The 17,594-nt window shown below is 65.8% G+C and carries 16 protein-coding genes; 15 read left to right on the top strand and 1 reads right to left on the bottom strand.

Annotated elements, in window-relative coordinates; genetic code table 11:
• Positions 1 to 204: 204 nt before the first annotated feature.
• A complete protein-coding gene (rnd, locus tag M5E06_RS04365; protein WP_252137284.1) occupies positions 205 to 1,395 on the bottom strand; it encodes a ribonuclease D in 1,191 nt (396 codons plus the stop codon).
• A 343-nt stretch (positions 1,396 to 1,738) separates the two neighbouring features.
• Here rnd and aspS point away from each other — a divergent pair, with 343 nt between their 5' ends.
• From aspS to lpxB, 15 genes are all read left to right on the top strand, one after another.
• Positions 1,739 to 3,565: an aspartate--tRNA ligase gene (gene aspS / locus M5E06_RS04370; protein WP_252137285.1), complete on the top strand. Its 1,827-nt coding sequence runs from the start codon at positions 1,739 to 1,741 to the stop codon at positions 3,563 to 3,565.
• 241 nt (positions 3,566 to 3,806) lie between these two features.
• The gene (gene rpsB / locus M5E06_RS04375; protein ID WP_252137286.1) at positions 3,807 to 4,595 is read left to right on the top strand and encodes a 30S ribosomal protein S2; all 789 of its coding nucleotides are present in this window, start codon (positions 3,807 to 3,809) and stop codon (positions 4,593 to 4,595) included.
• Positions 4,596 to 4,744: 149 nt separating this feature from the next.
• On the top strand, positions 4,745 to 5,677 hold the full coding sequence (tsf, locus tag M5E06_RS04380; protein WP_109151394.1) for a translation elongation factor Ts: 933 nt from the start codon (positions 4,745 to 4,747) through the stop codon (positions 5,675 to 5,677).
• A 67-nt stretch (positions 5,678 to 5,744) separates the two neighbouring features.
• Positions 5,745 to 6,500 (top strand): UMP kinase, encoded by a 756-nt coding sequence (pyrH, locus tag M5E06_RS04385; RefSeq protein ID WP_109151393.1) that lies wholly within the window; start codon positions 5,745 to 5,747, stop codon positions 6,498 to 6,500.
• A 4-nt stretch (positions 6,501 to 6,504) separates the two neighbouring features.
• Entirely contained in the window at positions 6,505 to 7,062 is a 558-nt protein-coding gene (gene frr / locus M5E06_RS04390; RefSeq protein ID WP_109151392.1) for a ribosome recycling factor, read from the top strand.
• Positions 7,063 to 7,068: 6 nt separating this feature from the next.
• Positions 7,069 to 7,809 (top strand): isoprenyl transferase, encoded by a 741-nt coding sequence (locus tag M5E06_RS04395; RefSeq protein WP_252137287.1) that lies wholly within the window; start codon positions 7,069 to 7,071, stop codon positions 7,807 to 7,809.
• A 19-nt stretch (positions 7,810 to 7,828) separates the two neighbouring features.
• Positions 7,829 to 8,641: a phosphatidate cytidylyltransferase gene (locus tag M5E06_RS04400; RefSeq protein ID WP_353654313.1), complete on the top strand. Its 813-nt coding sequence runs from the start codon at positions 7,829 to 7,831 to the stop codon at positions 8,639 to 8,641.
• Positions 8,632 to 9,840 carry a 1-deoxy-D-xylulose-5-phosphate reductoisomerase gene (locus M5E06_RS04405; RefSeq protein ID WP_252137289.1) on the top strand — a complete coding sequence of 403 codons (1,209 nt, stop codon included), beginning with the start codon at positions 8,632 to 8,634 and terminating at the stop codon, positions 9,838 to 9,840. Before M5E06_RS04400 ends, M5E06_RS04405 begins: the two co-directional genes overlap by 10 nt.
• Before the next feature lie 36 nt (positions 9,841 to 9,876).
• The gene (gene rseP / locus M5E06_RS04410; RefSeq protein ID WP_109151388.1) at positions 9,877 to 11,010 is read left to right on the top strand and encodes an RIP metalloprotease RseP; all 1,134 of its coding nucleotides are present in this window, start codon (positions 9,877 to 9,879) and stop codon (positions 11,008 to 11,010) included.
• A gap of 27 nt (positions 11,011 to 11,037) precedes the next feature.
• On the top strand, positions 11,038 to 13,377 hold the full coding sequence (bamA, locus tag M5E06_RS04415; protein WP_199230843.1) for an outer membrane protein assembly factor BamA: 2,340 nt from the start codon (positions 11,038 to 11,040) through the stop codon (positions 13,375 to 13,377).
• 1 nt (position 13,378) lies between these two features.
• The gene (locus tag M5E06_RS04420; protein ID WP_109151387.1) at positions 13,379 to 14,023 is read left to right on the top strand and encodes an OmpH/Skp family outer membrane protein; all 645 of its coding nucleotides are present in this window, start codon (positions 13,379 to 13,381) and stop codon (positions 14,021 to 14,023) included.
• 212 nt (positions 14,024 to 14,235) lie between these two features.
• Positions 14,236 to 14,718 carry a 3-hydroxyacyl-ACP dehydratase FabZ gene (gene fabZ, locus M5E06_RS04425; protein ID WP_109151386.1) on the top strand — a complete coding sequence of 161 codons (483 nt, stop codon included), beginning with the start codon at positions 14,236 to 14,238 and terminating at the stop codon, positions 14,716 to 14,718.
• Entirely contained in the window at positions 14,715 to 15,509 is a 795-nt protein-coding gene (gene lpxA / locus M5E06_RS04430; protein WP_109151385.1) for an acyl-ACP--UDP-N-acetylglucosamine O-acyltransferase, read from the top strand. The genes fabZ and lpxA overlap by 4 nt, the downstream gene beginning before the upstream one ends.
• 12 nt (positions 15,510 to 15,521) lie before the next feature.
• Entirely contained in the window at positions 15,522 to 16,379 is an 858-nt protein-coding gene (locus M5E06_RS04435; protein WP_252137290.1) for an LpxI family protein, read from the top strand.
• Positions 16,376 to 17,587, top strand: coding sequence for a lipid-A-disaccharide synthase (gene lpxB, locus M5E06_RS04440; RefSeq protein WP_252137291.1), 1,212 nt, complete (start codon positions 16,376 to 16,378; stop codon positions 17,585 to 17,587). The genes M5E06_RS04435 and lpxB overlap by 4 nt, the downstream gene beginning before the upstream one ends.
• Positions 17,588 to 17,594: the final 7 nt, after the last annotated feature.

Here is a 17,594-nt window from a genome sequence, read left to right on the forward strand (position 1 = left end):
TTTCCGTCCGGGCGCTTCGGCCCGGCCGATTCCGGCGGCCCGCGAACAGGCCGGGCATGCCCGATCCGTCCGATCCTACGAAGCCGAACCGATCTTAACGGTAACTTTCTTTAAAAAGCCCTTAAGGCTAAAGTCCGGGCGCAGGAGGCACCCGGACCGCCGCAAAAGGCGCCGCAATCATCGAAGCGACGCCATCCGAAAAGGTCAAGTTTCGGATTCGGCCGAATCGGTGGTGTGGCGCGGTTCGCCAGCAGGAACGATGCGGACGCGACGGTCTATGACCGCAAGTCCGATCTTTCCGTGCTTCAGGGCAAGTGCATCATTGCCGAACAGTTCGCGCCGCCAGCCCTGCATCGCCGGAATCTCTGCCCGATCATCGGCCGCCAACGCCTCCAGATCGGACGAGGACGCCACCAGCTTCGCCGCGACATTGTTCTCGTCGCACTTCATCTTCAGAAGCACGCGCAGCAATTCGACGATCGGTTGCAGTCCGGGCGGCGGTTCCTCGCGCGGTTCGACGCGGGGCAGGGCGCTGTCCGGCAGGTCCAGCCCTGCCTGCACCGCGGCCAGCACGTCGGCGCCCTGGCGTCCCTCGGCGAAGCCACGGCCCAGACCGCGGGTGCGGGCGAGGTCGTCGACCGTGGTCGGCGCGTGGGCGGCGATCTCCAGCAGCGCCTCGTCGCGCAACACGCGGGAGCGCGGCTGGTCGCGGCGCTGGGCCTCGCGCTCGCGCCACGCCGCCAGCTCCTTCAGGACGGCCATGAAGCGCGGCTTGTTGGTCCGTACCTTCAGCCGCATGTAGGAGCTTTCCGGATCGACCTGATAGGTCGCCGGATCGGTCAGGATCGCCATCTCCTCTTCCAGCCAATGCGAGCGGCCGGAGCGGGCGAGGCGGCGCTTCAGCTTCTCATAGGCCGGGCGCAGGTGGATGACGTCGGACAGGGCGTAGGTCAGCTGGCGGTCGGTCAGCGGCCGGTGCGACCAGTCGGTGAAGCGGCTGGACTTGTCGATGCGGGCGCCGGCCAGCTTGGTCACCAGCGTCTCGTAGCCGACGCTCTCGCCGAAGCCGCAGACCATCGCCGCGACCTGGGTGTCGAACAGCGGATGCGGGATCTGGCCGGACAGGTGCCAGAAGATCTCCACATCCTGGCGGGCGGCGTGGAACACCTTCAGCACCGACGGGTCGCTCATCAGCGCGAACAGCGGCGCCAGGTCGATGCCCTCGGCCAGCGGGTCGATGGCGACCGCGCCGTCGGGCCCGCCGACCTGCACGAGGCACAGTTGCGGCCAATAGGTCTTTTCCCGCAGGAACTCGGTGTCGACCGTGATGTACTCGGCCCCTGCCAGCGACTGACAGAAGGCCTGAAGGGCGTCGGTTGTCGTGATGAGCGTCATGGTTGCTTCATACACGACCGTGCGGGTGCGCGAAAGTCCGCCGACGCGCGGAGCCGATGCGCGTTGCAAAAGGACATGCCGGCCGGGCCGGCGGCCCGATTTTCCCGCTCCGCTTATCCCACGGCCATGGGGGTGTTAAACTGAGGTCCGGCAGCCGGCCTGCCGGCGGATGGAACGGTTGAACAGGGTGGCCCAGGATGTTTCATACTGTTCCAAACGTTCCATCCGGGCTCCCGCCACACTGCGCTGCACCCTATCGCGGCTTGACTTTCGCGCGCGTCCGGTGTGGTGTGTCGAACCGCTTTTTCCGCCGGAATCCGCCCTTTTCAAGGTGTTTCGACCCATGCACCCCTACCGCACGCACACCTGCGGCCAGCTTCGTGAAGAGAATGCCGGTGAAACCGTCCGCCTGTCGGGCTGGATGAACCGGAAGCGCGACCATGGACAGCTGCTGTTCATCGACCTGCGCGACCATTACGGCCTGACGCAGTGCGTGGTCGATACCTCCAACCCGGCCTTCGAGGTCGCCAACCGGCTGAAGCTGGAATCGGTCATCACCGTCACCGGCAAGGTGGTGAAGCGCACGGCCGAGACCATCAACGACAAGCTGCCCACCGGCCGCATCGAACTGCAGATCGCCGAACTGACCGCCGAAGGCGAGGCGGAGCAGATCCCGCTGCAGGTCAACCAGGACACCGATGCCGGCGAGGACGTGCGCCTGCGCTACCGCTTCCTCGACCTGCGCCGCGAGCGCATCCACGAGAACATCATGCTGCGTTCGCGCGTGATCGCCTCGGCGCGCCGCCGCATGATCGACCAGGGCTTCACCGAGTTCCAGACGCCGATCCTCACGGCCTCCTCGCCCGAGGGTGCGCGCGACTATCTGGTGCCGAGCCGCAACCATCCCGGCAAGTTCTACGCCCTGCCGCAGGCGCCGCAGCAGTTCAAGCAGCTGCTGATGGTCGCCGGCTTCGACCGCTACTTCCAGATCGCCCCCTGCTTCCGCGACGAGGACGCCCGCGCCGACCGCAGCCCGGGCGAGTTCTACCAGCTCGATTTCGAGATGTCCTTCGTCACCCAGGAAGACGTCTTCGCCGCAATCGAGCCGGTGCTGCACGGCATCTTCGACGAGTTCGGTGGTTTCCGCCGCGAGTCGAAGCCGGCCATCGACGGGCTGCCGTTCCGCCGCATCTCCTTCGCCGAATCGATGCTGAAGTACGGCAACGACAAGCCGGACCTGCGCAACCCCCTGGTCATCACCGACGTGACCGAGGTGTTCAAGCGCGACGACGTCGAATTCCGCGCGTTCAAGCAGACGCTGGAAAAGGGCGGCGTCGTCCGCGCCATCCGCGCGCCGAAGGTCTCCGACCGTCCGCGCAGCTTCTTCGACAAGCTGAACGACTGGGCCCGCGGTCTCGGCGCCCCCGGCCTCGGCTACATCGTCATGGAAGCCGGCGGCGGCAAAGGTCCGATCGCCAAGTTCGTGCCGGAGGCCGCTCAGGCAGCCCTGCGTGAGCTTGCCGGTCTTGAGGACGGCGACGCGATCTTCTTCGTCTGCGACCAGCCCGGGCCGGCGGCCAAGCTGGCCGGCCTCGCCCGCACCCGCATCGGCGAGGAGTTGGACCTGATCGAGAAGAACGCCTTCCGCTTCTGCTGGATCGTCGACTTCCCGATGTACGAGCTGGATGAGGAGACCAACAAGGTCATCTTCAGCCACAACCCGTTCTCCATGCCCCAGGGCGGCCTGAAGGCTCTGGAGACGATGAACCCGCTCGACATCAAGGCCTACCAGTACGACATCGTCTGCAACGGCGTGGAGCTGTCGTCCGGCGCCATCCGTAATCACCTGCCGGAGGTGATGTACAAGGCCTTCGAGATCGCCGGCTACCCGCCGGAGGAGCTGGAGGCCCGATTCGGTGGCATGCTGAGCGCATTCAAGCTGGGCGCCCCGCCGCACGGCGGTTCCGCCCCTGGCATCGACCGCATCGTCATGCTGCTGGCCGACGAGCCGAACATCCGCGAGGTCATCGCCTTCCCGCTGAACCAGCGGGCCGAAGACCTTCTGATGCAGGCCCCGGCGCCGGTCGACACTGCCCGCCTGCGGGAGCTGCATCTGAAGCTCGACCTGCCGAAGCCGAAGGTTGCGGCCCCGTCTGCGCCGCAGGCGTAAAGGAACTTTTACCGGTCCTTGGCGGTTTGCTGAAAAGGCCATCCGGACGCTGGTCCGGGTGGCCTTTTTCCTTGTCAACATGCGCGTGCGGGGCTATGTAAGCGCCGTCGTCAAAACCTCACGCGGGCTGGCGGACCTTCGGTTTTACTCCGATGGCCCGATCCGGTGTCTTCAGCCATGGTTTCCATGCGCTGTCGACAATGCCCGCGGCGGAGCAACCGGAAAAAGGGATTTTTTCCACATGACCATGCCCACCTTTACCATGCGCCAGCTGCTGGAAGCCGGTGTCCACTTCGGTCACCACACCCGTCGCTGGAACCCGAAGATGAACCAGTACATCTTCGGCGTCCGCAATGGCGTGCACATCATCGACCTCGAGCAGACCGTCCCGATGCTGCACCGCGCCCTGCAGGCCGTGCGTGACGTCGTCGCCGGCGGTGGCCGCGTCCTGTTCGTCGGCACCAAGCGCCAGGCCCAGGAGCGCATCGCCGAGGCTGCCGCCAAGTGCGGCCAGTACTACGTCAACCACCGCTGGCTCGGCGGCATGCTGACCAACTGGAAGACGATCTCCCAGTCGATCAAGCGCCTGCGCGAGATGGAAGAGCGTCTGGGTGGCGACACCTCGGGCCTGACCAAGCGCGAGATCCTGGAGCTGACCCGCGAGCGCGACAAGCTGGAGCGTGCGCTGGGCGGCATCAAGGAGATGGGCGGCCTGCCGGACGTCATCTTCATCATCGACACCAACAAGGAGTCGATCGCGGTCAAGGAAGCCAACAAGCTGGGCATCCCGGTCATCGCGGTCCTCGACAGCAACTCCGATCCGGACGGCGTGGCCTTCCCGATCCCCGGCAACGACGACGCTCTGCGCGCCATCGAGCTGTACTGCGACCTGACGGTCGGCGCCGTGCTTGACGGCCTGCAGGCCGAGATGAGCGCCGCCGGCATCGACGTCGGCGCCGCCGAGGATGCCCCGGCCGAGCAGCTGCCGGAGGAAGAGACCGCCGCCGCCGCCGAGACCGCCCAGGCCTGACCCTGACGGTTCAAGGGCAGCCGGGCCTTATGACCTATGGCCCGGCTGCCTTTTTTATGGGCTGGCTTTTTTATGGGTTGCCACCCGTTTTGACTTTGTGACTCAATCCGATCCGCCTGCCGGATCGCTTGGAAGGAAGAGGGCGCAACATGGCCGAGATTACCGCCTCGCTCGTCAAGGAACTGCGCGAGAAGACCGGCGCGGGCATGATGGACTGCAAGAAGGCGCTGAACGAGACGCAGGGCGACCTCGAGGGCGCCGTCGACTGGCTGCGCAAGAAGGGCCTCGCCGCCGCTGCGAAGAAGTCGGGCCGCGTCGCCGCCGAGGGGCTGGTCGCCGTCGCCACCGCCGGCACCAAGGGTGCCGTCGTCGAGGTGAACGCCGAGACCGACTTCGTCGCCCGCAACGACAAGTTCCAGGCTTTCGCCGCCAAGACCGCCGAGCTGGCGCTGACCTCTGCCGGCGACGTCGAGGCACTGAAGGCCGCCACCTATCCGGGCACCTCGCACACCGCCCAGGATGAGCTTACCAGCCTGATCGCCACCGTCGGCGAGAACATGAACCTGCGCCGCGCCGTCACCCTGTCGGTCTCGGCCGGTGTCGTCGTCAGCTACGTCCACTCGGCCATCGCGCCGGGCCTGGGCAAGATCGGCGTTCTGGTGGCTCTCGAGTCGACCGGCGACACCGCCAAGCTGGCCGACCTCGGCAAGCAGATCGCCATGCACATCGCCGCTGCCCGCCCGGACGCGCTGGACATCGCCGATGTCGACAGCTCGTCGCTGGAGCGTGAGCGCAATGTGCTGGCCGAGCAGGCCCGCGCTTCGGGCAAGCCGGAGAACATCATCGAGAAGATGGTCGAAGGCCGCGTCCGCAAGTACTACGAGGAAGTCTGCCTGCTGGAGCAGACCTACGTGATCGACGGCGAGACCAAGGTCCGCAAGGTGGTGGAGAACGCCGCCAAGGACATCGGCGCTCCGGTCAAGGTCACGGCCTTCACCCGCTTCGCGCTGGGCGAGGGCATCGAGAAGGCCCAGTCGGACTTCGCCGCCGAGGTCGCTGCCGCTGCCGGCGGTCAGGGCTGAGACCGGTAAGGTCGAACGCTAAAGGTCCGTACGCCGCATTCTGAAACAGCAAGGGAGCGTTCCCCCCATGGTCGAAACCACCGGGACCACCGCGCCGGCCGAGGGCGTCCGCTACAAGCGCGTTCTCCTCAAGGTGTCGGGCGAAGCGCTGATGGGTCAGCGCGACTATGGTCTGGACCCGGAGATGGTGAACCGCATCGCCAACGAGGTGAAGGCGGTCATCGCACTCGGCGTCCAGGTCTGTCTGGTCATCGGCGGGGGGAACATCTTCCGGGGTGTGAAGGGTGCGGCAAGCGGCATGGAGCGTGCTTCGGCCGACTATATCGGCATGCTCGCCACCGTGATGAACGCGCTCTCGATGCAGAGCGCGCTCGAACGGATGGGCGTCAGCACGCGGGTGCAGTCGGCCATTCCCATGGCGACGGTCTGCGAGCCCTATATCCGGCGCCGCGCCGTCCGCCACATGGAAAAGGGCCGGGTGGTGATTTTTGCCGCCGGCACCGGCAACCCCTTCTTCACCACCGACACCGCCGCGGCGCTCCGCGCGTCCGAAATGGGCTGTGACGGTCTGCTGAAGGGAACGCAGGTCGATGGCGTCTATACCGCCGATCCGAAGAAGGATCCGTCGGCCGAGCATTACGAACGCCTCACCTACATGGACGTCCTGACCAAGGACCTGCAGGTGATGGACGCTTCGGCGATCGCGCTGTCGCGCGAGAACCACATTCCCATTCTGGTCTTCTCGATCCACACGCCCGGCGCCTTCGCCGAAGTGATGCAGGGCCGTGGCAAGCACACCATCATAACGGAAGAAAGGGAGTAGGCCCGTGGCTGCGCCCGACCTATCGGATCTGAAGCGCCGCATGGAAGGCGCGCTTGACTCGTTTCGCAAGGAACTGGGCGGTCTGCGCACCGGCCGCGCCTCGTCCAATCTGCTCGAACCGGTGATGGTGGAGGCCTATGGCAGCCGCATGCACCTGCGCGAGGTCGCGACGGTCTCCGTTCCGGAGCCGCGCCTGATCTCGGTGCAGGTGTGGGACCGCGGTATGATCAAGGCGGTCGAGAAGGCCATCCGCGACAGCGGCCTGGGCCTGAACCCGCAGGCCGAAGGCCAGGTCATCCGCGTGCCGCTGCCCGACCTGACGCAGGAGCGCCGCGCCGAACTGGCGAAGGTCGCCCACAAGTACGCCGAGCAGTGCCGTATCGCCGTCCGCAACATCCGTCGCGACGGGATGGACGGCTTGAAGAAGGCCGAGAAGGCCAGCGAGATCACCCAGGACGAGCACAAGGTCCAGGCGGACAAGGTGCAGGTGCTGACCGATCAGCACATCAAGCTGGTCGACGACACGCTTGCGCAAAAAGAAAAGGAAATCATGCAGGTCTGATCCGGAATGCGCGACGCGGACGACAACCGGTCCAACACGGCCCCAGGGCATGTCGCCATCATCATGGATGGCAACGGGCGCTGGGCCAAGGCGCGCGGCCTGCCGCGCACCGCCGGTCATAAGAAGGGCGTGGACGCCGTCCGCCGCACCGTGGAAGCGGCGCGCGAACTTGGCATCGGCACTCTGACGATCTTCAGCTTCTCCTCGGAGAACTGGCGCCGGCCGGAGGAAGAGGTCAGCGACCTGATGGGTCTGCTGCGCTTCTACCTGCGCAGCGAAGTCGCCGAACTGCACCGGGCGGGCGTCCGCCTGCGGGTGATCGGCGACCGTACGCGGCTGTCCGAGGACATCAACCGGCTGATCGACAATGCCGAGGGCCTGACCCGCGACAACCGGGTGATGACGCTGGTGGTGGCTCTCAGCTACGGCTCGCGGCTGGAGATCGTCCATGCGGCTCGCCGGCTGGCGGAAGAGGTCGCTGCCGGGCGTCTGTCGCCTGACGCCATCGACGAAGACGCGCTGTCGGCGCGGCTCTACACTGCCGACATACCCGACCCCGACCTGATCATCCGCACCAGCGGCGAGAAGCGGATCAGCAATTTCCTGCTGTGGCAGGCGGCCTATGCCGAGCTGGTCTTCGTCGACACCCTCTGGCCCGATTTCACCAAGCGCGATCTGGAGGCGGCGATTGAAGAGTTCCACCGACGGGAACGCCGCTTCGGCGCCACCACCGCCGGGTCCCGCTGACACGCCGGATTCGCTCGCAGTGCCGGCTAAGCCATCCAGGGCAGGGGACCTCAAGGTTCGCGTCCTGTCGGCGTTGGTCATGGCGCCGGTCGTGCTGGGTGCCGTCTGGATTGGCGGCTGGGTGTTCCATGCCCTGATCGCCTTCGGATCGGTGGTCGCCGTATCCGAATGGACCAGCATCGTTCCCAGCACCCGCCGCTTGCCGGCCCGCATCATGGCGGCGGTCGGTATCCTCGTGGCAGTGATGGCGCAGATCGCCGCCGGCCCGGCCGCAGGGCTGGGGGCGGCGGCTGCCTTCGCCGTTCTGACGGCGATTGTGGGTGGCGGCGCCGACCGCAACCTGCTCGGGTTTGGCGTGCTTTATGTCGCTGTCGGCATGGCCGGCCTGATGTGGCTGCGTGATCTGCCGGAGTCCGGGCTGTCGCTCTTCCTGTTCGTCCTCATAGCCATCTGGGCAACCGACATCGGGGCCTATGCCGCGGGCCGCAGCATCGGCGGACCTAAGCTGGCGCCGCGCATCAGCCCCAAAAAGACTTGGGCCGGCCTGATCGGCGGCATGGCGTCGTCGGCGCTTTTCGGCTGGCTGGTGGCTCTGGCCTTCGGAGCGGCGCGCCCGGACATCGCTCTGGCGGTGGGCGCTGCCGTCGCCGTGGTCGGGCAGGCCGGCGACCTGTTCGAATCGGCAATCAAGCGGCGTTACAATGTGAAGGACAGCGGTCAGCTCATTCCCGGGCATGGCGGCATCCTCGACCGCATCGACGGGCTTCTGGCCGCGGCCCCGGTGCTGGCCCTGTTTCACGCGGCTGTTGGATCGGTTCTGTCATGGTGGTGAAAGCGGGAGCGGGGCCTGATGCGCCGCGCAGCGTAACGATCCTCGGGTCCACGGGCTCGGTCGGAACGCAGACGGTGGACCTCGTCTCCCGCGATCCGGAGCGCTTCCCGGTGGAGGCGCTGACCGCCAACCGCAACGTCACTCTGCTGGCTCAGCAAGCCCGGCAATTGAATGCCCGCTTGGCCGTGGTCGCCGACCCCTCCGCCTATGCCGAGTTGAAGAGCCTGCTCTCCGGCACCGGCATCGAGGTCGCCGCCGGGTCTGAAGCGGTTGCCGCCGCGGCAGAGCGTCCGGCCGACTGGGTGATGGCCGCCATCGTCGGCGCCGCCGGGCTCGAGCCGACGCTCGCCGCCGTGCGGCGTGGCGCCATCGTCGCCTTCGCCAACAAGGAGGTATTGGTCTGCGCCGGTGCCCTGATGATGGAGGAGGTGAAGGCCCACGGCGCGACGCTGCTGCCGGTCGACAGCGAGCATTCCGCCATCTACCAGGTCTTCGATTTCGACCGTACCGACAGCGTTGCCCGCCTGATCCTGACGGCGTCGGGCGGTCCCTTCCGCACCAGGGATCGCGCCTTCATGGCGGCTGCGACGCGGGAGCAGGCGGTCGCCCATCCGACCTGGGACATGGGCGCCAAGATTTCGGTCGACAGCGCCACGATGATGAACAAGGGGCTGGAGCTGATCGAAGCCCACTTCCTGTTCGGCATTCCGGAAGAGCGCATCGATGTGCTGGTTCACCCGCAGTCGGTCATCCATTCGCTGGTCGAATATGTCGACGGCTCGGTTCTGGCGCAGCTCGGCACGCCTGACATGCGCACGCCGATCGCCTATGCGCTCGGCTGGCCTGCCCGCATCGCCACGCCGGCGGAGCGGCTCGATCTGGTCAAGGCGGCGACGCTGACCTTCGAGGCTCCGGATCCCGTGCGTTTCCCTGCGCTGAGGCTGGCCCGGGCCGCCTTGCAAAGCGGGGGGGGCGCTCCTACTATACTCAGTGCCGCCAACGAGGTGGCCGTCCAGGCGTTTCTCGACCGCCGGATCGGCTTCCTCGACATCGAACGGATCGTCGAGGAGACGTTGACGGCGTTGCCCCACCGCCCGCTGCGCGATCTCGCCGCCGTGCGGGAGGCCGACGCGGACGCGAGGCGGGATGCCGCCGGCCGCGTTGCGGCCATCGGTGCGACGACGGTTGGCAGCCGATGATCCGCGTTCGAGGCGCTGGAAGGCGCAAGGGTTGATATGGACGTTATCGGCGGTTTCTGGACCTCGGTGCTGGCCTTTCTGCTGGTCCTCACCGTGCTCGTCTTCGTGCACGAGCTTGGTCACTATCTGATCGCGCGCCGCAACGGCGTGCGGATCGAGACCTTCTCCATCGGCTTCGGACCGGAACTGTTCGGCTTCACCGACCGGGTGGGCACCCGCTGGAAATTCAGCGCGCTTCCGCTCGGCGGCTACGTCAAGATGTTCGGCGATGCCGATCCGGCCAGCACCCCGGGGGCCCATCTGACCGCCATGTCGGCGGAGGAGCGCGCGGTGTCCTTCCACCACAAGCGGGTGGGGCAGCGCGCAGCCATCGTCGCGGCCGGACCGATCGCGAATTTCGTCTTCTCCATCGTCGTTCTTTCCCTGCTGTTCATGACCGCCGGTCAGTCCTTCACCCCGCCGGACGTCGGTGGTATTCAGCCCGGCAGTGCGGCGGAACGCGCCGGCATCCAGCCGGGTGATCTGATCCTGTCGGTCGACGGTACCGGGGTTCAGCGATTCGAAGAGATCCGGCAGATCGTTTCGATCCGCCCGGGCGAGCCGCTGGCCATCGAACTGAAGCGTGATGGACGGGTGATGACCCTGACCGCCACGCCGGAGTCGCAGACCGTCACCGACCGACTCGGCAATGCTCACCAGATCGGCCTGCTCGGGATCAGCCGCGGCAGCGTCGGCATGATGCGTCATGACCCCGTGACCGCCGTCTGGCAGGCGGGACGTGAAGTCGCAGGCATGATCACCGGCACCTTTACAGCGCTGGGCCAGATGGTCCAGGGATCGCGCGGGACGGAGGAGTTGGGCGGCCCGCTGCGCATCGCCCAGATGTCGGGCGAGGTGGCGCAATCCGGCTGGTATCCGCTGGTCTGGTTCATGACGTTCCTGTCTGTGAACCTGGGCCTCATCAACCTGTTTCCGGTTCCGATGCTGGACGGCGGACACCTGCTTTTTTACGGCGTCGAAAAGCTGCTCGGCCGGCCGCTTGGAGCGCGAGCGCAAGAATACGGTTTCCGAATTGGATTGGCCTTGGTATTAACGCTCATGGTCTTCGCCACGTGGAACGACCTTGTTCAATTGCGCGTGGTCGATTTCTTCCGGGGACTGGTTTCCTAAAGCCAGCCCCTTGCCAGGGAGCGTGATTTGCCGGTGTCGAGCAAAGTTCTGGTGGCGGGCCTGATGGCCGGCTGCGCCATGACGACGGTGTCTGTCGCCCTCGCCCAAACCGCCGCCTCGCCCGGTCGGGCTCAGGCGGTCACCGGGTCCACGGTCACCCAGGTGTTCAGTGGCGGTACGGTGCGCGACATCCGGGTCGAAGGCACCCAGCGAATCGAACCCTCCACGGTCCGCTCCTACCTGACCGTCCAGCCCGGCGATCCGTTCGATCCCGACCGGATCGACCAGTCGCTGAAGTCGCTGTTCAACACCGGCCTGTTCGCCGACGTCGTGCTGAAGCGCGAAGGCGACACGCTTGTGGTGACGGTGGCGGAGAACCCGATCATCAATCGCATCGCGTTCGAGGGCAACCGGCGCATCGAGAAGGATACGCTGGAGAAGGAAATCCAGTTGCGTCCGCGCGTGGTCTATACCCGAACCCGGGTCCAGTCCGACGTCCAGCGCATCCAGGAGATTTACCGGCGGCAAGGCCGATTCGGCGCGACCGTCGAACCGAAGATCATCCAGCTCGACCAGAACCGCGTCGATCTGGTGTTCGAGATCAATGAAGGCGTGCGCACCGGCGTGCGCGGCATCACCTTCATCGGCAACGAGCATTTCTCGGACGGAACCCTGCGCGAGAACATCCAGACCAAGGAATCCGCCTGGTGGCGGTTCCTGTCTTCGGATGACAATTACGATCCGGATCGCCTGAACTACGATCGCGACCTGCTGCGCCGCTACTACCTGAAGGAAGGCTATGCCGATTTCCGCGTCGTGTCGGCGGTCGCCGAACTGACTCCGGACAAATCGGATTTCTTCATCACCTTCACCATTGAGGAAGGCGAACGATACAAGTTCGGCAAGGTCGACATCAAGACCTCGCTGAAGCAGCTCGACCCCGCGGTTCTGCAGAACAGCGTCACCACCACCGAAGGCGACTGGTACAACGCCCAGAAGGTGGAAGACACCATCACGAAGCTGACCAACGCGGTCGGCGACCTGCAGTACGCCTTCGTCGATGTCCGTCCGCGGATTTCGCGCAACCGCGAAACCCACACCATCGACATCACTTACGAGATCAACGAAGGTCCGCGCACCTTCGTCGACCGCATCGATATTTCCGGCAACGTCCGGACGCTCGACAAGGTGATCCGCCGAGAGATGCTGCTGTCCGAAGGCGACCCCTTCAACGCGTCGAAGCTGAAGCGGTCGGAGCAGCGCATCAAGGACCTCGGCTTCTTCGAGCGCGTGAACATCACGACGTCCGAGAGCAGCGCGCCGGACCGCACCGTCGTCAACGTCGACGTGGCCGAACAGTCCACCGGTGAAATCTCCATCGGTGCGGGCTTCTCGACCTCCGACGGCCCGTTGGGCGACTTCTCGATCCGTGAGCGCAATCTCCTCGGCCGCGGTCAGGACCTGCGTCTGGGTGCTACGCTGTCCGGTCGGCGCCAGCTGTACGATATCTCCTTCACGGAGCCGTACTTCATGGACCGCGACCTGTCGGCCGGCGTCGACGTCTTCCGGACGCGCTACAACTACCAGGACGAAAGCTCCTTCAACGAGAAGAACACCGGCTTCGCCCTGCGCCTCGGCTATCCGCTGACCGAGCGTCTGCGCCAGCGCGTTTACTATCAGCTGCAGGACACGCTGATCGAGGAAGTGCCGACCACCGCGTCGAAGTACATCCAGGAGCAGCGCGGTGAGCGCCTGACCTCGCTGATCGGCCAGGAGCTGACCTACGACGTCCGCAACAGCAAGCTGACGCCGACCGAGGGCTACTTCATTCGCCTTACCAATGACATCGCCGGTCTCGGTGGGTCGGTGCGCTTCCTGCGGAACAAGCTGGCTGCCGGCTACTACCTGCCGCTCGGCGAGGACCAGTGGGTGCTCAGCACCACCGGCGAAATCGGCTACATCCACGGCCTCGGCAAGAAGGTGGATCTGGGCGACCGCTTCTTCATCGGCGGCGACACCCTGCGGGGCTTCAACACCGCCGGTATCGGCCCGCGCGATATTTCGACCGGCGACGCGCTGGGCGGCACGCGCTATGCCCGCGCCTCGGTGGAAATGAGCTTCCCCTTCGGCCTGCCGGAGGAATTCGGTCTGCTCGGCCATGCCTTCACCGATGTCGGCACGCTGGGCAAGGCCGATATCAGCGATCCGAACGTGAAGGATGACGAGAGCATCCGCGTCTCCATCGGCACCGGCGTGTCGTGGAAGTCGCCGTTCGGCCCCATCCGGCTCGATGTCGCCCTGCCGATCCGCAAGGAAGGCTACGACAAGAAAGAGCTTATCCGCTTCAGCTTCGGAACCAGGTTCTAAGATGCAATCCACCCTGTCGAAGACGCCGTTCCGCGTCGCCGCTCTGTCGGCCATTACGGCTGCCGGTCTCCTCTTTGCCGCGAACTCGGCCATGGCCCAGGCGGCTCCGGCCCAATCGGCACCCAAGACCGACGCCCCGAAGGCCGAAGTTCCGGGTCCGGGTGCGGAGCTCAAGGCGCCTGTCATCGCCGTGATCGACGTCCAGAAGATCATGCAGGAATCCGCCGCGTCGAAGGGCATCACCAAGTCCTTCGAATCGCTGCGTGATTCCTACCAGAAGGAAATCTCCGCGCTGGAGGACAAGCTCCGCAAGAACGAGGACGAACTGCGCAAGCAGCAGACCGTCCTGTCGCCGGAAGCTCTCGCCAACAAGCGCCGCGATTTCGAAAAGCAGGTCGCCGACGTGCAGAAGACGGTCCAGAACCGTAAGCGCGCTCTGGAGACCAGCCTGAACGAAGCGATGGCCGTCGTTCACAAGACGATGGTCGAGGTGGTCGCCGACATCTCCCGCGAGCGCGGCGCCAATCTCGTTCTGGCCCGCCAGCAGTTCGTTCTGGTCGACACGCAGCTCGACGTCACCGACGCGGTGATGGAGCGCGTGAACAAGAAGCTGCCGCAGGTCGCGCTGAACGTCCCCAAGCAGTGATGCTGGTCTGAACAGGGCCGTCGCCATCCCGAGCGGGGACGGTGGCGGCCCTGTTCCGTTTCTGGGTTCGGCGGTTGCGGTCGCCGCGGAAATGGGGCAAGAAGGCGGAGCAAACAATAAGGCACCGGCGTTCCTTATCGGGCGGCGGTGCCCGTTCCCTGTTTTGGGAGCGATGAACCCTATCGGTTGGTGGAAAGGCGGGCGGCCGGGCAATGGACGTGACGGCGGACAACAACGCGCAAAGCAATAAGATCGACGACATCGACATCATGCGGATCATGAAGATGATCCCGCATCGCTACCCGATCCTGATGATCGACCGGGTGATCGATGTGACGCTGGGCGAAGGCGCCACCGGCGTGAAAAACGTCACGATCAACGAGCCATTCTTCCAGGGCCACTTCCCGTCGCGCCCGGTCATGCCCGGCGTGCTGATCATCGAAGCGATGGCCCAGACCTCCGCCGTGCTGGTCGTGGCGACCCTGGGTCCCGACGCCGAAGGCAAGCTGGTCTATTTCATGACCGTCGACGAGGCTCGCTTCCGCCGCCCCGTCACCCCCGGCGACACCATCCACATCCACGTCACCAAGCAGCGTCAGCGTGCCAACGTGTGGAAGTTCAAGGGCGAGGCCAAGGTCAATGGCGTCCTCGTCGCTGAAGCCGTCTATTCCGCCATGATCCTGGACGAAAAATGACCGTTACCATCCATCCGTCCGCCATCGTCGATCCCGCGGCCAAGCTGGGGGAGGGGGTCAGCATCGGCCCCTTCTGCGTCGTCGGTCCCGACGTGACGCTGGGCGACGGCGTTCGGCTGGTTTCTCATGTTGCGGTCGATGGGCGAACCAGCATCGGCGCCGAAACCGTCATCTATCCCTTCGCGTCCATCGGGCACCGGCCGCAGGATCTGAAGTTCCATGGCGAGCCGTCGGAACTCGTCATCGGCGCCCGCAACCAGATCCGCGAACATGTGACGATGAACCCGGGCACCGAGGGCGGCGGCATGATCACCCGCGTCGGTGACGACGGGCTGTTCATGATGGGCTCGCATGTGGCCCACGACTGCATCGTCGGCGACCATGTCATCATGGCCAACAACGCCACTTTGGGCGGTCATGTCACGCTGGGTGACTATGTCATCATCGGCGGGCTGTCGGCGGTGCGCCAGTTCGTGCGCATCGGCTCCCACGCCATGATCGGCGGCATGTCGGGAGTCGAGAACGACGTGATCCCCTTCGGCCTGGTCATGGGCGACCGTGCCCGGCTGGCCGGCTTGAATCTGGTCGGTCTGGAACGCCGCGGCTTCAAGAAGGATGACATCCACGCGCTTCGCGCGGCCTATCGCATGCTGTTCGGTCCGGAGGGGACCTTCGCCGAGCGGGTGGATGAGGTCGGTCGCGATTTCGGCGAGCGTGCGCTGATTTCGGACGTTCTCTCGTTCATCCGGGCCAAGGAAGCCCGGTCTCTCTGCCAGCCGCGCGAGAGCTGAGGCGACCGGCCGATGGCCGATACCAGACAGAGCACCGGATTACCGGCAGCGGGTCCGAAGCTGGCGATCCTGGCCGGCGGCGGTACGCTCCCGGCCCGCATCGCCAATGCGGTGCGTGGGCAGGGGCGTGAGGTCTTCATCGTGGCCTTCGATGGACACACCGATCCCGAGACGGTTGCCGGGGTGCCCCATGTTTGGAGCCGCTTCGGTGCCGCCGGCACGATCCTGCGGCGTCTGCACGAGGAGGGCGTGGGAGAGGTCGTTCTCGCCGGACCGGTGAAGCGTCCCTCCTTCACCGAACTGATGCCGGACTGGCGCACCGCGCGTTTCCTTGCCCGCGTCGGCACCCGCGCGCTCGGCGATGACGGCTTGCTGCGCGCCGTCGTGCGCGAAGTCGAGGAGGATGGGTTCCGCGTGGTCGGATTGCATGATCTGTTGAAGGATCTGCTGACTGTTGCCGGACCGGTCGGCCGTCTCGCGCCCGACGCGGACGCGGAGCGGGACATTGCCCGTGCGGTCGAGGTCGCCCGCGCAATAGGGGCGTTGGACGTCGGCCAGGGTGCGGTGGTTCAGCAGGGAATCGTACTGGCGATCGAGGCGATCGAGGGAACCGACGCCATGCTCGATCGCTGTGCCGCCTTGGCGCGTCCGGGGCCCGGTGGCGTGCTGGTCAAGGTGAGGAAGCCGAAGCAGGATCGCCGCGTCGACCTTCCCACCATGGGCGTCACCACAGTGGAAAAGGCTTCGGCGGCCGGTCTGCGGGGGATCGCGGTTGAGGCTGGCGGCAGCCTGCTGGTGGACCGACCTGCGGTGGCCGAGGCAGCAGATCGCCTCGGCCTGTTCGTTGTCGGCATCGAGATTCCGCAATGAACGACCCAGTTGCGGCGGACGGCGGTCCGACACTGTTCCTGATCGCCGGCGAGCCGTCCGGCGACGCGCTGGGCGCCCGGCTGATAGCTGCGGCCAAGCGGCTGACCGGCGGAAAGGTGAGGTTCGTCGGCATCGGCGGCGAGAAGATGATGGCGGAGGGGCTGGTCAGCCTCTTTCCCATGGCGGAACTGACCCTGTTCGGCATCTTCGAACTGCTGCCGCACCTGCCCAACCTGATCCGTCGCATCGACCAGACGGTCGCGGAGATCATCCGTGTACGTCCCGACGCCGTGGTTGGCATCGACTCGCCGGGCTTCACCGTGCGCGTGGCGAAGAAGGTGCGTGCGGCGGCACCCGCCATCCCGCTGATCCACTATGTCGCACCGACGGTTTGGGCCTGGAAGCCGAAGCGTGCGGCGAAATATGCCGCCATCTACGATCATCTGCTTGCTGTCCTTCCCTTCGAGCCGCCCTATTTCGAGAGGGAGGGGTTGGCCTGTACCTTCGTCGGCCATTCTGTGGTCGAGGGCGGGGCGGGGAAGGGCGATGGTGCCGGCTTCCGCAATCGTCACGGGATTGCATCGACCGACCGCGTGGTCGCGGTTCTTCCCGGCAGCCGCAAAGGCGAAGTGTCGCGGCTGCTGCCGGATTTCCGGGCAACGCTGGAGCGGTTGCAACCCACCCACCCGACTTTGGTGGCGGTGGTGCCGACAGTGGCCACGGTACGCGACCGGGTGGCGGCGGCGATCGCCGACTGGCCGGTCCGAACCGTGTTGGTGGAAGGCGACGCCGAAAAATACGATGCCTTCGCCGCGGCGGAAGCGGCACTCGCCGCATCCGGCACCGTTTCTCTGGAGTTGGCTCTTGCGCGGCTGCCGACGGTCATCGCCTATCGGCTGAACCCGGTTACGGTCGCGCTCTATCGGCGGCTGATCCGGGTGAAATACGTCAACCTCGTCAACCTGATGCTCGATCGGATGCTGGTTCCCGAACTGCTGCAGCAGGATTGCCGGCCGGATAGACTGGCCACCGAACTGGGCCGCCTGCTGGATGATCCGGCGGCACGTCAGGCGCAGATCGATGGCGTTGCCGAGGTGGCCCGCTGGCTGGGGCAAGGCGACACTCCGCCCAGCGAACGGGCTGCCCGTACGATCCTGAACGTCGTTGCGGAGCGACGCTTGAACAGGCCCCCAGAGGGCAAACCCTGAATGGGAG

This window comes from Azospirillum sp. A1-3, from assembly GCF_023806445.1.
GTDB lineage: Bacteria > Pseudomonadota > Alphaproteobacteria > Azospirillales > Azospirillaceae > Azospirillum.

Excerpts from the sequence above, each read along its gene's own strand:
- aspS (WP_252137285.1), top strand. The coding sequence starts at position 1,739 with ATGCACCCCTACCGCACGCACACCTGCGGCCAGCTTCGTGAAGAGAAT.
- lpxB (WP_252137291.1), top strand. The coding sequence starts at position 16,376 with ATGAACGACCCAGTTGCGGCGGACGGCGGTCCGACACTGTTCCTGATC.
- M5E06_RS04405 (WP_252137289.1), top strand. The coding sequence starts at position 8,632 with ATGGTGGTGAAAGCGGGAGCGGGGCCTGATGCGCCGCGCAGCGTAACG.
- rseP (WP_109151388.1), top strand. The coding sequence starts at position 9,877 with ATGGACGTTATCGGCGGTTTCTGGACCTCGGTGCTGGCCTTTCTGCTG.
- rpsB (WP_252137286.1), top strand. The coding sequence starts at position 3,807 with ATGACCATGCCCACCTTTACCATGCGCCAGCTGCTGGAAGCCGGTGTC.
- M5E06_RS04435 (WP_252137290.1), top strand. The coding sequence starts at position 15,522 with ATGGCCGATACCAGACAGAGCACCGGATTACCGGCAGCGGGTCCGAAG.
- M5E06_RS04420 (WP_109151387.1), top strand. The coding sequence starts at position 13,379 with ATGCAATCCACCCTGTCGAAGACGCCGTTCCGCGTCGCCGCTCTGTCG.
- lpxA (WP_109151385.1), top strand. The coding sequence starts at position 14,715 with ATGACCGTTACCATCCATCCGTCCGCCATCGTCGATCCCGCGGCCAAG.
- tsf (WP_109151394.1), top strand. The coding sequence starts at position 4,745 with ATGGCCGAGATTACCGCCTCGCTCGTCAAGGAACTGCGCGAGAAGACC.
- rnd (WP_252137284.1), bottom strand. The coding sequence starts at position 1,395 with ATGACGCTCATCACGACAACCGACGCCCTTCAGGCCTTCTGTCAGTCG.
- pyrH (WP_109151393.1), top strand. The coding sequence starts at position 5,745 with ATGGTCGAAACCACCGGGACCACCGCGCCGGCCGAGGGCGTCCGCTAC.
- M5E06_RS04395 (WP_252137287.1), top strand. The coding sequence starts at position 7,069 with ATGCGCGACGCGGACGACAACCGGTCCAACACGGCCCCAGGGCATGTC.
- fabZ (WP_109151386.1), top strand. The coding sequence starts at position 14,236 with ATGGACGTGACGGCGGACAACAACGCGCAAAGCAATAAGATCGACGAC.